11 protein-coding genes and 1 pseudogene are annotated in these 13,352 nt (G+C 68.7%); 3 read left to right on the top strand and 9 right to left on the bottom strand.

Translation table 11 applies throughout. The features are described from left to right. Positions 1-34: 34 nt before the first annotated feature. Together HEB94_RS22550 and HEB94_RS22555 are read right to left on the bottom strand one after the other, a co-directional pair. Positions 35-1,411, bottom strand: a complete 1,377-nt coding sequence (locus tag HEB94_RS22550; RefSeq protein ID WP_337917915.1) for a hypothetical protein — start codon at positions 1,409-1,411, stop codon at positions 35-37. Then, positions 1,408-1,887: a hypothetical protein gene (locus HEB94_RS22555; protein ID WP_192751736.1), complete on the bottom strand. Its 480-nt coding sequence runs from the start codon at positions 1,885-1,887 to the stop codon at positions 1,408-1,410. Before HEB94_RS22555 ends, HEB94_RS22550 begins: the two co-directional genes overlap by 4 nt. Before the next feature lie 155 nt (positions 1,888-2,042). Between HEB94_RS22555 and HEB94_RS22560 the strand changes: the two genes are divergently transcribed. From HEB94_RS22560 to HEB94_RS22570, 3 genes are read left to right on the top strand one after another with little or no spacing between them, the layout of a single operon-like run. Continuing rightward, the gene (locus tag HEB94_RS22560) at positions 2,043-3,476 is read left to right on the top strand and encodes a WS/DGAT/MGAT family O-acyltransferase (protein WP_192751737.1); all 1,434 of its coding nucleotides are present in this window, start codon (positions 2,043-2,045) and stop codon (positions 3,474-3,476) included. Positions 3,477-3,511: 35 nt separating this feature from the next. Beyond that, positions 3,512-4,546, top strand: coding sequence for a patatin-like phospholipase family protein (locus HEB94_RS22565; protein WP_192751738.1), 1,035 nt, complete (start codon positions 3,512-3,514; stop codon positions 4,544-4,546). 50 nt (positions 4,547-4,596) lie between these two features. After that, positions 4,597-5,088, top strand: a complete 492-nt coding sequence (locus HEB94_RS22570; RefSeq protein ID WP_192751739.1) for a DUF6912 family protein — start codon at positions 4,597-4,599, stop codon at positions 5,086-5,088. Between the two features lie 62 nt (positions 5,089-5,150). Here the strand turns inward: HEB94_RS22570 and HEB94_RS22575 are convergent, their stop codons facing one another. From HEB94_RS22575 to HEB94_RS54660, 7 genes and pseudogenes are all read right to left on the bottom strand, one after another. Further along, positions 5,151-5,852 carry a response regulator transcription factor gene (locus HEB94_RS22575; protein WP_337917916.1) on the bottom strand — a complete coding sequence of 234 codons (702 nt, stop codon included), beginning with the start codon at positions 5,850-5,852 and terminating at the stop codon, positions 5,151-5,153. Next, positions 5,849-7,759, bottom strand: coding sequence for a PAS domain S-box protein (locus tag HEB94_RS22580; protein WP_192751741.1), 1,911 nt, complete (start codon positions 7,757-7,759; stop codon positions 5,849-5,851). The genes HEB94_RS22575 and HEB94_RS22580 overlap by 4 nt, the downstream gene beginning before the upstream one ends. Beyond that, complete coding sequence (locus HEB94_RS22585) at positions 7,752-8,195, bottom strand: hypothetical protein (RefSeq protein ID WP_192751742.1); 444 nt, start codon at positions 8,193-8,195, stop codon at positions 7,752-7,754. The genes HEB94_RS22580 and HEB94_RS22585 overlap by 8 nt, the downstream gene beginning before the upstream one ends. A gap of 26 nt (positions 8,196-8,221) precedes the next feature. Beyond that, complete coding sequence (locus tag HEB94_RS22590; protein WP_192751743.1) at positions 8,222-9,622, bottom strand: hypothetical protein; 1,401 nt, start codon at positions 9,620-9,622, stop codon at positions 8,222-8,224. A 44-nt stretch (positions 9,623-9,666) separates the two neighbouring features. Then, a complete protein-coding gene (locus HEB94_RS22595; RefSeq protein WP_337917917.1) occupies positions 9,667-11,250 on the bottom strand; it encodes an ArnT family glycosyltransferase in 1,584 nt (527 codons plus the stop codon). Further along, the gene (locus HEB94_RS22600; RefSeq protein ID WP_192751744.1) at positions 11,243-12,559 is read right to left on the bottom strand and encodes a glycosyltransferase; all 1,317 of its coding nucleotides are present in this window, start codon (positions 12,557-12,559) and stop codon (positions 11,243-11,245) included. The genes HEB94_RS22595 and HEB94_RS22600 overlap by 8 nt, the downstream gene beginning before the upstream one ends. Before the next feature lie 73 nt (positions 12,560-12,632). Then, positions 12,633-13,202, bottom strand: a pseudogene (locus HEB94_RS54660) (GtrA family protein); the annotation flags it as partial. Positions 13,203-13,352 lie beyond the last annotated feature (150 nt).

The following is a 13,352-nucleotide window of genomic DNA, read 5'->3' on the forward strand; positions in this document are numbered from 1 at the left end:
TCGCTGTCCACTGGGGTCGCGTACGGAGCAGACGCTAGGTGGCGAACAGCAGGGTGAGTCCACCGAGGGTGTAGCCGACCATCACGACCAGCAGGGGCAGTTGCCCGAGCAGCGCCGTACGCCGGGGGAAGAGCGCGACGGCACGGTCGTGCGCGGCGACCACTCCGATGACGTGCCCGAGGACGACGGCGCCGGCCTTGATCGCCGCGACAGCCGGTGGCGAGTCGGCGATCCACGGGTCGACCGCGCGGCCGGACAGGCCGAGCAGGTTGGCGCCGTTGGCGAGCGGATCCGACAGCAGGATGAACGTGTTCTGCCCCTCCAGCACCAGCAGCGTGAAGTAGTGGGCGATCAGGTAACCCAGCACGATCGGCACGACGGAGGCCGCGAGACGACGCGGTAGTTCTCGGGTACCGGGCCCGCCCGCGAGGCCGCCGGAGAGCACCGAGGCGAGGGTGAACGAGCCCGCGACCACGAGGACGAAGCCGGTCAGGGCCGCCGTCCCGAGGAGCACCTCGGGCAGTCCGGAGCCCTGCACGAAGCCGACCCAGCCGACGCTCTGGGAGAAGCCGTCGAACGCGGTAGATCCGAGCAGGACGGCGACGACGGCGACGAAGCCCGGTCCGGGTCGCAAGCTCGCCAGGTGCCGGAGTGGGCTACGCAGGACCAGCCGGCCGTCGGACGGGCGCCGGGCGAGGGGGGACAGGTGCCCGAAGACCTGGGAGTAGACCTCGAACGGATCGCCGCGGTCGAAGAACCTGGACCCGTAGACCAGCGCCCCCATCAGCATGACGACGGCGTACACCGCGAACCACACCCGGATGATGGGCAGGGTGGTGTTCTCGGGCGCGACGAGCTCCAGCCAGACGAAGGCGAACAGCCCGAGCGCGGCGGGCCAGTACCCAAGCCCCGGAGGAAGTGGAAGCAGCCCTTCCTCGGGTCGGGTTCGTAGCGCTCTGGTGAGCAGGAGGTGCAGGGTGCGCAGCGGGTTGAGCAGCGGCCAGATCGGCCCGAGGACCGCCGAGACCAGCGGCATCCCGACCCAGAACAACACGTAGACGACGCCGAACGTGGGGTTGACCAGCAGGTCGGGGCCGAGGACGGCGCTCACCAGCACGTACGCCGTGGCGGCCAGGCCGAGCAGCCGCAGCCCGATCCGGGTCGCCCTCGCGTCCACGACGCGGGTCACACCCGCGGGCAACGCGACGCCGCGCTCCTGGTCCTTGAGGTGCGGCGTCCGCCAGGCCCAGGCGAGGATCGCGAAGGACACGAGGAGCGCGACGACGGCGCCCACCAGGGCCAGGGAGAACGGCACCGGCAGGTCGCCGCGCCCGCCGATACCGTGCGCGAGAACGACCACGTCCGTTGGCGGCGTGACTCCGGTGGTAGCGGCGGACGCGCGGACGCTCACGGCTGGACGACGAGTTCGTAGACCAACTTGTCGGTCTCGTGGGTCTCGATCTCGAAGCGGCCGGTGGTGTCGGCGACGAACTCCAGGCTGGCCGGGGTTCCGGCGCTGACCTCGACCTCCTTGTCGTACCCGTGCACGTGGATGGCGTCGGCGGCGTCACTGGTGACCTGGATCCGGACCGTGCTGCCGCGCGGGACGACGGCGCGCTCGGCGTTCGGGGACACCTTTCCGTCGGCGATGGTCACGCTGAGCACCGTGGCGGCCGGTGACGCGGCGCTCTCCTCGGCGTCCGGGGACCCGGTTGGTGTGTCGGCCGGTCCAGGGCTCGCCGGCCCCGTTGTCCCGGTCGCGGTGGCGTCCGCGCGGTCGGTGCCGGGGCCGGTCCCGTCTCCGCTCGCACAGCCGGCGAGCAGGCCGGCGGTGAGCAGGATGGAACCGACGGCGACCGAGAGGGCACGACGGCTGGAGGCGGGCATGAGGGACGGACCTCCGCGGGGAATGTACGAAGTGTCGGAGCGATTACGGTACGCGGAGTCCTTCCCGCCTTCGACGACTGCCCCGGCGAGTGCCCGGGTCTCGGGCCCGGCCACGTGTCACGATGAAGGGCGTTTCACTATGCGGAGGTGGGCCCATGCCGGACCGGCTGAACGCGCTGGACCTTTCGTTCCTCTACCTGGAGGAGCCGACGACCCCGATGCACGTGGGCAGCGTCGGTGTCTTCGAGACGCCCGACGGAGGATTCGGGTTCGACGCGCTGCTCACGCTCGTCCGCGAACGCCTGGCCTACGTCCCCCGCTACCGCCAGCGCATCCGCTGGGTGCCGGGCAACCTCGCCAGCCCGGTCTGGGTGGACGACGAGGACTTCGACATCACCTACCACGTACGCCGGTCCGCGGTGCCGCGGCCGGGGACGCCCGACCAGTTGCGCGAGTTGGTGGCCCGCCTGATGAGCCGACCGTTGGACCGCGAGCGGCCGCTGTGGGAGATGTACCTCGTCGAGGGTCTGGAAGGTAACCGCTTCGCCCTGGTGTCCAAGACCCACCAGGCCGTCATCGACGGCATCTCCGCCGTCGACATCGGCCAGGTGGTGCTCGACCCGTCGCCGAAGCCGCCGGAGGCGCCGGCGGACAACTGGGTGCCGGCACCGGAGCCGACCTCCCTCGAACTGCTCGCGGGCGCGGTCGCCTCGGCGGTGTCCCGACCGAGCTACCTGGTCGACGCGGCCCGCCGGACCGTCGCCGACCTGCCGCTGGCCGGCGGCCGGCTCGTCCGCGCCGTGGGCACCGCCACCGGCAGCCTCGTGACGGCCCTCAGCACCGCCGCCTGGCCGGCGCCCGGCAGCCCGCTCAACGTGCCGATCGGGGCCCAGCGCAGGTTCGCCACCGTCGTCACCTCGCTGGAGGACTACCGCGAGGTGCGGGCGCGCCACGGAGGTGACGTGAACGACGTCGTCCTCGCGACGATCGCCGGGGCCCTGCGCGCCTGGCTGTTCACGCGGGGAGCGCGGGTAACCGCGACCACGTCGGTGCGGGCACTGGTCCCGGTGAGCGTCCTGACCGGCGAGGGGGAGAGCCGGGTCGCCGAGTACATCGTGGACCTTCCAGTCGGCGAGGGCAGTCCGGCCATGCGGCTCCATCAGGTGTCCTACGCCATGAAAGCCCACCAGGAAACCGGCCGTGCGGTCCGCGCCCGCGCGCTCGCGGGCATGGCGGGATTCGCGCCGCCCACTCTGCACGCCATGGGCGCCCGGGTCGCGAGCTCGCTGTCCCGGCGTATCTTCAACCTGGTGGTCACGAATGTCCCAGGTCCCCAGAGCCCGCTCTACGTCGCGGGTAACCCGATGGTGGAGACCTATCCGGTCGTTCCGCTCGCGAAGGGGCAGGCCCTCGCCATCGGGCTCACTTCCTACAACGGCACGGTGTGCTTCGGCTTGAACGCGGATCGTGACGCGATGTCCGACCTCGACGTTCTCGCGCAGTGCGTTCCGGATGCCCTGGCTGAGCTGGTCGACACGGTTGAGCCCGCGCCAATGCGGCCCGAGCGTCGTCGGGGAGGGGCACACTGAGATGAGGACTCTGAGCCAATGGTGAGGAGGACGCCATGAGTGGCCCACGACGCGGCTTGGTACTCGGTGCCGGCGGTGTCCTGGGAGCGGCCTGGACGGTTGGCGCGCTGTGCGCACTCGAAGACGAAATCGGCCTGGATGCCACGAAGGTGGATCTCCTCCTCGGCACATCGGCCGGCTCGGTGGTGGCCGCGCTTCTGGCCGCGGGTGTCACTCCGGACGAACAACGAGCCCACCAGCGGGGCGAGGTGCTCGATGGGAGCATTCTCGCCGACATCCACTTCGACTACGCCCTGGGCGGCCGTCCGCCCGCCCCATGGCCAGGTGTCGGCTCCGCTCGGCTGCTCGCCGCCGTGGTGCGTGACCGCCGGCTCCTGAGCGCTCCGGTGGTGCTCGCGGGCCTCGTCCCCCGCGGCCGCGGATCGGTGAACGCCCTCGTGGAGCTGATCAACGCGATCGTCCCGCAATGGCCCAAACGTCCCGATCTGCACGCGGTCGCGATGGACTACCACGCCGGTCAGCGGGTGAGCCTGAACGCTGGGGCAGGGTCTCCGTCCCTTCCGGCGGTGGCGGTCGCCGCGTCCTGCGCCATTCCGGGCTGGTTCGCGCCGGTGGAGATCGACGGTCGCGTCTACGTCGACGGTGGCACCTCCTCGATCGCCTCCGCCGACCTGGCGGCCGGGCACCACCTCGACGAGGTCTACGTCCTCGCGCCGCTCGCGTGGATGGCCACCCCCCAATCGATGAGCCCGTCGCTGTGGATGCTGCAGCACTGGCGCCGTTCGTTGACGCGCCAGCTCAACCGCGAGGTCGAGCAGTTGCGGGCCGACGGCACCAAGGTCACGGTGATCGCGCCCTCGGGCGAGGACCTCGTGGCGCTCGGCACCAACCCGATGGACGAACACCGTCGGCTCGAAGTCCTCGAGACCTCGCTGCGGACCAGTCGCGCCACGATGCGGGGGATGCGTCGCAAGCGGGTCGGTCACGGAGGTAACCGCGCCGTCCGGAATCATCAGGCCGTGCCGCGCCATGCCGGGGTGTCCGAAAGTCGCCGGCGGGGTCGTGGCTAGGTTCTGATCAGACAGGACCCGACAGCCGCTCATGCGACGAAGGGCACGGAATGCGGGTATATCTCGGGATCACACTGACCGAGTTGGCGAGTGCGGTCGCACAGGGCGGCTTCGGTCCGCCGCCGCTCCTCGCGTACGCGGTCACGCCGTCGTTGCGTGAGTGGTACGCCGAGGGCGACCAGGAGGAGCTCGAGTACGCCGCCACCTCCGATGCGTCCCGGGAGTCCCTGCGGCACCTGTCCTTCGACACCAACGCTCCGCGCCGCCGGGTCGTGGTGGCCGCCGACGCACCCGATGGTCTGGTCCTCCCCGACGCGTCCGTCGGCCGCTCCGTCGTCGTGGTCCAGGCCGCGCTGCCGATGGACAAGGTGGCCGCCGTGCACGTCGACGAACCCGAGGCCGCGCAGGTCGTGGCCGCCGCCGCCGACGTCGTCGGCAAGGCCGACGCGGGCGAGGACGACGCGGAGTTCACCGTCGACGAGGCATTGGGACACGAACTGCTGTGGTACGCCCGGCAGGAGATTCCCGACCTGTTCGCCTAGGCCGCCTCGCGCGGGAGAGCTCGGCTGGCGTGGGGGAGTGGTGCCAGAGCGGTGCGCGAACCTCAGTCCTCGGTCGGAGGGCTGGTGTCGCTGGAGTCGGTGTCGGCGGCCGCCGCGGCCTTGACCACGGCCTCCAGCTTCGACCGGGCGCCGAGCTTTTCCAGGACCTTCCGGACATGGCTGCGGACAGTCGGATAAGCGATGTTCAACCGGGAGGAGATCTCCCGGTTGTCCAGCCCCTTCGACATCATGTCGAGGATCTCGCGTTCGCGCGTGGTCAGACTCTCCAGCGCCTGTGCGCGGTCGGAGCGTTGGCGGGTGACCTCCCGGCTCCTGGACAGCAGCTCGTGCAGCCTCGACGCCGGGATGAGCATCTCGCCGGCCGCCGCCCGGACGACGGCCTCGACGATCTCCTGGCCGGTGGCCGTCTTGATGAGGTAGCCGGAGGCACCGGCCTCGATGGCCGCGATCATCGCCTGGTCACTGTCGTCGGCACTGACGAACACCACGGCGACCTCTGGTTGGATCTCGCGGATTCCGGCGGCCACGTCGACGCCGTTGCCGTCGGGCAGCCAGAAGTCGAGCACCGCGACGTCGATCTGCTGCTCGCCCGCGGCGCGGACCGCGTCCGCGACCGTGGCCGCCCAGCCCTGTACCTCGAGGTCTGGATGTTCGTTGAGGAGTGCGCTCAGCCCTTCCGCCACCACCGCGTGGTCCTCGACGACGAGAACCCGGATCGTGCCGGAGCCCGGCTCTGTGCTCACTGATTCCCTCCGGTCAGGCCCGCCTCGCGCGGGACCCAGAACTCCACGGTAGTCCCGGCTCCGGGGGCACTTTCCACTCGGCACCACCCGCCGGCGATCTCCGCCCGGTCGCGCATGAGGGTTAGTCCGAGATGCCCCGCTCTGGCCTCGGCCTCGAGCGGGTTGTAGCCCACACCGTTGTCGTTGATCTCCACCAGCACCCCGTCGTCGACCCCGCTGAACCGCACCCGCAGATCCGTCGCCTGCGCGTGTTTGCGTACGTTCATCAACGCCTCCTGGGTGATCCGGTAGATGAGTACGCGCGCCTCCGGCGGGGGCTCCTCCTCCAGCTGGTTGTCCAGGTACGACACGAGGCGTGTGTCCGCCCGCAACTGTTCGATGTAGACGTTCACGGCCGCGACCAGGCCCTCGTTCTCCAACGCCGGTGGGCGGAAGTCGAAGATCATCCGGCGGAGCCGATCCGCGGCGAGCCGGACGGTTTCCTCCAGCTTGTCCAGGACCCGCAGGTCGTCGGGGTCTCGTAGCCTGCGTCGCAGTTGTTGCAGTCGCAGGGCCGCCGCGGTGATGACCTGCAGGCTGTCGTCGTGGATGCCGGCGGCGATCCGGAGCCGTTCCCGCTCCTGGGCGCCCACCAGGTCGACCAGAACGTGCCGACGCTCCTGGCCGGCGGCCCGGAGCGCCTCGACGCTGCGTTCGAGGACCGCGCGTGAACCGACGGACTCGGTCATGTCGCGGATCGAGAGGATGACCCGCGGTCCCTCCTCGGTCCGGATCCAGCCGATGCTCACGTCCACCGGGAAGTCGGTGCCGTCGCGTCTCCGGCCGGTGAGTTCCATGCCCTCAGGGGTGGGAGCACCGGGAGCCTCCGGAACCTCGTCGCTCTCGCGTCGGTAGATCGTGACCGGATGGTCGGGCAGCAGCGTGTCGACCGACTGGTCGAGCAGATCCTCGCGCGGGAACCCGAAGATCTGCTCCGCCGCCCCGTTGACCAGCCGGATCACGCCGCTGCTGTCGACGATGACCGTGGCGTCCGGCGACGACTCGAACAGCTGCTGGAAGCGGGCCTCGGCGAGGCTGAGGTCGCTGATGTCCCGTAGGAAGACCGCGACTCCCCGTTGCCCGTGCGACATCGGGCTGGCGGACACCTCGACGGGGAAGGTGCTTCCGTCCTTCCGCCGTCCGGACGCCGTGAAGTGCGCCTCGGGCTGGTCCTCGTCGGCCTCCCGGCTGAGCAGCCGATGGATCAGCTCGTCCGCGGGTTCGCCGTAGCGAGACGCCGGGACGAGCCGCGTGATCGGCTCGCCGACGAGCTCCATCCGGCGGTAGCCGAACAGCTGTTGCACGCGGGCGTTGACGGTCTCGATCGTCCCGTCCGGGCCCACGAGGACCGCGGCCGCGCCCACCCGGTCCAACAACTGGCGGAGCGTGTTGGCGTTCTGCAGGGTTGTCGCGCCGGTCCGCCGCTCGTTCTCCAGGTTGCGGCGCAGCACCTGGATGCAGTCCCGCGCCAGCGCGACCGAGATGCTGAGCTGCCCCCGCGCGGCCCGGACGATGGCGTCCAGGATCTCCCCGTCCGGAATGCCCTTGACGAGGTAGCCGGTGGCGCCGGCGGCCAGGACGTCGACCGCGCTGCCCGGATCCTCGTAGGCGGACAGGACGAGGACGGCGGTGTTGGGGCTGCCGTCCTGGATCGCCCGGATGGTGGCCGGCGCGGTGCCGCCGGGCATCCGCACGTCGAGCACCACGACGTGCGGATGGTCACGCAGAGCGAGGCGTACCGCGTCCGGGTGGCTGACCGCCTGGCCGGCCAGCTCCAGGTGTGGCTGGCTCGCGATGAGGTCGGCCAGGGCGTCACGGAGCGCGCGGTCGTCGTCGGCGATCACGACACGGATCGTCGCGTCAGTCATCGCGCCCTCCGTACTCTGCGATCGCGGCTTGCAGGCCCGAGCTGCCCACCTCCTCGGACAGCCGCCCGGTTACCCACGGTAGTGCGGCCGAGATCGGCTCGACGAGCAGCCGGTGGTGGCGCTCGTCGAGCCGGTCGCCGGCGGCGACCGCGGCGGCCGCGTCCCACGCGGCTGCCCAGAACGCCCAGTCGCTGCGGTCGTGGCGGCGGGCGACATCCATGGCGTCCCGGCGGGCCTGCACGGCGGCGTCGAGGACCGCGCGGCGCTCCGTGGATGTCGTCGCCGCTCCGATGGCGTTCCAGGCTCGCGCCCGGACCTGGCCCGACTGCTGCCTCCACCTCGCGACCACGGTGTCGATCTGCGCCCCGTCGAGGCGGTTGAGGTGGGAGATCAGGTGAAGAACACCGCGTGTGTTGGGTCCGAAGACGTCGGTCATGCCGACGCACCCCCTCTGCGCACGGCTTAGTTCTTCAGATCCGGAGGAAGTTTGTACTTCTTCTGTGGTGGTAGATGCACCTTGCCTTCCGACTTGTCCACCGTGACGGTCGCCGTTCCGACGCCCTTGCTTTTCGCACCCCTGAGCTTGAACACCACCTTCCCGTAGGCGTCGGCGGGAATGGTGTAGGTGCCGGCCGCGAGCGCCGACCCGGCGGAGTTGACGCGGAACGCCGCCACCAGCTCATCCTGGACGTAGACGTGCACGGCCTCGTTGGGGGCGAAGCCCTTCGCGTAGAAGTTGAGCATCGTCCCGGGCAGGCCGCCCCAGGTGCTGGTCCGCACGGTCGGGTTGAAGGGCATCGCCGCGAAGCCCGCCTTGGTCGAGGCCCGGCTCTGCTCGCCGACGAAGATCAGCGAGTAGCGGCCGAAGAGACCGTAGGGCACCTTGAACGCCACGCCGCCGATGGTCCCCTGTTCGCTCGCGCGCATCGTCATCACCGGTGTGCCGGTGGCCTTGCCGAAGTACCCGAGCACCCGCTCGTTCGGGGCGAAGCCACGGCCGACGATTTTGATCGTGCTGTTCCCCCGCGCGGCGAACGGCTTCGTCAGCACCATGGGGTACTGCCGGAGCAGCTGGAACGGTGCCATCGCGGTCGTCTTGCTCTTCGTGCCGATCAGGATGATCGTGTTGTCCCCGATCGCACCGACACCGACCCGCAGCGAGGCGTGCTGGATCTTGCCTGCCGAGTCGGCGCGCAGCGTCGTCGTCGGCGTGCCGGTGATCCGGCCCCAGTAGACCTTGATCGCCTCGTTGGGCGAGAACCCCTCGGCGTCGATCGTCAGCGGCGTACCGGGCTGCCCGACCTCATCGCTCAACGTCACCAGACCGACACCGGACTGGGCGCTGAGGTCGGCCTTGGCGACCTTGGACGTGCTGCCGTCCTGGACCACCGTGACCGTCTGCCGCCCCGCGGAGTTGGCCACGCCGACCGGGTAGGTGAAGTTGGCGTTGATCACTCCGTCGCGGTTTACCTTGGCCGTCGCCACGACCCTCGCCGTCTTCTTCTTCCCGGTCGAGAGCAGGACCCGGACCCGGGCGCCCTTGTCGAAGCCGGACGCGTTGACACCGACCTGTCCGCCCGGCTTCGCGAGCGCCGGGTTGAGGATGGCTACCGGTCCGGCGCCGACGGGCACCTTTCGCCCGTTGAACTGGACGATCTTCGTCGGTTTCTTGACCTCGGGTACCTCGACCTGCGCTCCCTTCTCCGAAGAGGAGGAGTTCGAGCCCGGGCCCCCACGGCCTGTGAGGTCGACACTGCCCTTGCCTCCACCGCCTGGGAGCACGGACCGCCCCACCGAGATCAGAGCCAACGCGACGACCGTCACGATCAGGACCTGTTTCCAGCTCCACTTCGACATGTTCATCGTTCACTCCCTGCCAACCTCAGCGCCCGCGCGGGGCGGCGTGGCTAGTTCACGATCCGGTAAACCGAGAGATGGATGTTTCCTCTGTTCAGGTCCCATACACGCTCGCTGTGCTGATCGATTGCCTGGAGCATCCATTCCTCCGCTCCGGCGGTGTTGTTGCGCTCCATCGCCTGGCGCATCTTGTTGGACATCACGACGTAGTCGATGTTCTGCCAGTTCTTCCGGAACAGTTTGTCGCGGACGGCAGGGTCAGATGCCGCCTTGAAGTGTGAGTGGGCGCGTGGGAAATACGGCTTCTGGTCGTGCAGCGACGTCCAGATGTCGTCGTCGATGATGATTCTGGAGTTCGCTGGAATGTTCTCCCGCACCCAATCGATCTGTTGCACCTGCAGCGGCGTCACCTGCAGGTGGTAGAGGTCATGAACCTGAACCTCGTTCTGGGTGTTGTAGGCGAGGAAGTACGCGCCGGGAACCACCAGGGCCGCACCGACGATCGCGGTGGTCACCGCGACCTGCAGGGTCCGCGGAACCAGCTTCGCCATGGTGCCGTAGACCAGGCCGACGTTCATCGCGAGCACCGGCAACAGCGGCACGATGTAGAAGTCGAGCAGCACGCTCCCGCGGGCCATGTAGATGCCGTAGCCGAGCGCCATCAGCGCGGCGATCAGGTAGCCGGTTCGCGACCGGTCGTTCCACCACAACATCAAGACGATGCCGACCGCGATCACTCCGCCGATGAGGATCAGGGGGTCGCGTGACATCCAGGAGTTCTCCAGCAGCCGGATGAACAACTCCCGTCCGGACACGCCGGTTCGGTTGGACTGCCACCAGATCGTGTAGAGCAGCGACACGTGGTTCCGCTGCGGAGCGTTGAGGTCGAAGTTCAGACCGCTCGGCAACAGCTCGTTGCGTAGCTGTGCGAAGAGCACGTAGAAGGCCACCGGGATGGTGAGCCCGAACCACCAGAAGCTGGTCTGGAACCTCCGGCTCGGGCCCGTCGAGTACCGGTGCGCCATGTAGGCGACGGCCGGCACGAAGAACACCGCGTTCTCCTTGGTGACCAGCGCCAGGCCGAACGCGAGTCCCGACCCGATCGCCGTGACCACCCGGTCGCTGTTACGGGCGACGAGATACACCGCCAGCAGCAGCCACACGACCATCAGGTTGTCCAGCAGGACCTGGCGCTGGTAGTAGACCGCCAGCGGGGAGAAGTTGAAGATGAAGCAGGCGAGGAACGCGCCGGCCGAACTGCCGCAGAACCGCCGGACGATCGCGAACAGCAGGCCCGTACTGATCACGTGTGCCACGACCATCAGCGCGCGCACCGTGTTGATGGGGTTGCCGAACGCCTCGAACTGCCCAGGCAGGATGTTCGCCCAGGCCGCCATCACCAGCCAGCCGAACGGGGCGTGGTCGTAGAAGTAGGTGTATGGCGAGAGCGAGCCCTCCCGGAGCACCGCCCAGGCCTGCTGGACGTAGATGCCCTCGTCGGTGATGTACAGCGGATACTTGAACACGTGGTATCCGTGGGTCGCCGCACCGCTGATCAGCGACACGATCAGCAGAATGTTCGATCGTGTGCGCAGCCGCTCCGACAGCGGTGCCTTCGTCGTCACCTCAGCCACTTCGCATCGCCTTCTCTGCGGTCACGGCGGACTTCGGGGCCGACACGGTCGGGCGGTGCGCACCGACGTGCTCGGTCTTCTCCCAGTTCCGTTGTCCGGCCATCTGCCGGCGCAGGGCCCGGATGGCCGCGTACGCCATCACGAGCTGGTACGGAACCCAGGTGAAGGCCATCTTCACGGCGATGCCCGGGCTGGGCTTCATCCCGTGCGCCTCGGTGAACTCGTGCAGTCCGACGACGGCGGTCAGGAAGTGGGCGATCAGCAACAGCACCGGCAGGAACGACACCAGCGCGACCGTGACCGGTGCGTGCAGCACGACCATCATCAGCAGGGCCATCGGCGTGTAGATACCGAAGACCGCCTGCGCGTACGGGAAGGCGAGGGTGTAGCAGGCCAGCCAACGCTGCCGCCGCGTCGGCATCTGTTTCCAGCTGCCCTTCCCGAGCGTCTGCATGAACCCCTGGTTCCAGCGGGTGCGCTGCTTGATGAAGCTCGTGAGCGTCGGCGGCGTCTCCTCCTTGGTGACGTACCGGTCGTCGTAGATCACCCGGATCCGCTCACCCATCGCACACATGCGCAGCCCAATCTCGGCGTCCTCGGTGAGGTTCGTCTCGTCCCAGCCGTCAAGATGCAGGAGCAGCTTGCGGTTGAAGAAGCAGGTGTTGCCCCCGAGCGGGATCGATCCGTGCTTGGCGTGGTGGTGCAGCCGGCTCTTGAACCAGAAGAAGTACTCGAGGACGTTGAAGGTGGAGTACCAGTTCGTGGTGTAGTTCATCAGCTGGACGCCGGCCTGGACGATGTTGACCCGCTCGCCCACCATCACGGTGTTGACCACCCGCAGGATGTCCGGGTGCATCTCGTCCTCGGCGTCGAAGATCGTCACCACGTCGCCCTGGGCACGTCGCAGTCCGCAGTTCAGCCCGTGTGGCTTGTTGACAGGCTGGTCGTCGAAGACCACGAGGTCGGCGTTGTTGATGCCCTCGTAGCGCAGGTCCTCGAGCTTGTCCCGTACGCGGGCGATGGTCCCCGTGTCGTCCGCGGAGCAGATGACCAGCACCTGCAGAAGATGTGGGGGGTAGTTACTGTGCACGATCCGGTCGATCGTCCTCGCGATGACCTCCTGCTCGTGGCGAGCCGGCAGGAGGGCGGTGAACGAAAGGGCCGGAGCCGCGAAGTGGTCCGGAGCCTTCGTCCGTCCGTCGACGTCCGGCTGGTCCCAGGTGTAGATCATCAGGTACAAGGTGTGCGCCGCCTGGATGGTCAACAGCAGCGAGATCACCACCAGACCCCCGAAGATGAACGACTCCATCCTTCTTGCCACCCCATATCCATGTCGCACTGACGGCGAGATTGATGCTCATCGCGGCGGCGATGCCGAACAGGTTCCCCACCAGATAGAAAACCCCGGAACTCGCCAGAGCCCAGACGACCGCGACATTCACGGCCAGGGCGACCAGCGCGGTGCCGTTGAACTTGGCGAATCGGAGGAAGGACACCCGGCGGGAGCCGAAGGTCCAGATCTCGTTGAGCACGTAGTTGTTGGCGATGGCGATCTCGGCCGCCGTGGCCGAGGCGAACACCAGCGGAACCCGCGCCATCCCGTGCAGCAGATGGAGCGCCAACGTGTTGAGAGCCACCCCGATCAGGCCCACCAATGAAAACCGCCAAACCCGGCGGTCCAGCAGGAGCCTGATCGAGCGTCGCCAACATCGTTGGTACGTACGCGATAGCTTTTGCGCGTAGGCGCACATGCGGCGCCGCCCCCCATAGACGGATCGCTTCGTTCGTCCACCGCAATCCTCCGTTGACGGGGTGCCGCCGCGCCTCCCCCTCGCATCCGTGATCGCTCCCCTCCTTCGGGGGAGTCCCCGCCCCCTACCTCGCGGGGGCTTCGCCGGCGGAGTCGGCACCAGTCGGGCAGGAACCACGTCAAAGAGGATCCGAGCGGGCATTCGGTGGTGGGGGCCAGCCGCACTTCTGCAAGCCGGCCCTGACAGGGTGGGGACATGGTCGCGGTACGCAGCCGGCCGCTCGCCTGAGGTCGCGACTTCCTGGGCTGAACCCGCGAAACCCCCTCGGGCCTCGTCGTACGCTGTTGATCT

It is taken from the genome of Actinopolymorpha pittospori (genome assembly GCF_014873875.1).
Taxonomy (GTDB): domain Bacteria; phylum Actinomycetota; class Actinomycetes; order Propionibacteriales; family Actinopolymorphaceae; genus Actinopolymorpha; species Actinopolymorpha pittospori.

What these genes read in the sequence shown, in the direction of transcription:
- HEB94_RS22570 (WP_192751739.1), top strand. Translation starts at nt 4,597, where the DNA reads ATGCGGGTATATCTCGGGATCACACTGACCGAGTTGGCGAGTGCGGTC.
- HEB94_RS22565 (WP_192751738.1), top strand. Translation starts at nt 3,512, where the DNA reads ATGAGTGGCCCACGACGCGGCTTGGTACTCGGTGCCGGCGGTGTCCTG.
- HEB94_RS22580 (WP_192751741.1), bottom strand. Translation starts at nt 7,759, where the DNA reads ATGACTGACGCGACGATCCGTGTCGTGATCGCCGACGACGACCGCGCG.
- HEB94_RS22555 (WP_192751736.1), bottom strand. Translation starts at nt 1,887, where the DNA reads ATGCCCGCCTCCAGCCGTCGTGCCCTCTCGGTCGCCGTCGGTTCCATC.
- HEB94_RS22585 (WP_192751742.1), bottom strand. Translation starts at nt 8,195, where the DNA reads ATGACCGACGTCTTCGGACCCAACACACGCGGTGTTCTTCACCTGATC.
- HEB94_RS22600 (WP_192751744.1), bottom strand. Translation starts at nt 12,559, where the DNA reads ATGGAGTCGTTCATCTTCGGGGGTCTGGTGGTGATCTCGCTGCTGTTG.
- HEB94_RS22560 (WP_192751737.1), top strand. Translation starts at nt 2,043, where the DNA reads ATGCCGGACCGGCTGAACGCGCTGGACCTTTCGTTCCTCTACCTGGAG.
- HEB94_RS22590 (WP_192751743.1), bottom strand. Translation starts at nt 9,622, where the DNA reads ATGAACATGTCGAAGTGGAGCTGGAAACAGGTCCTGATCGTGACGGTC.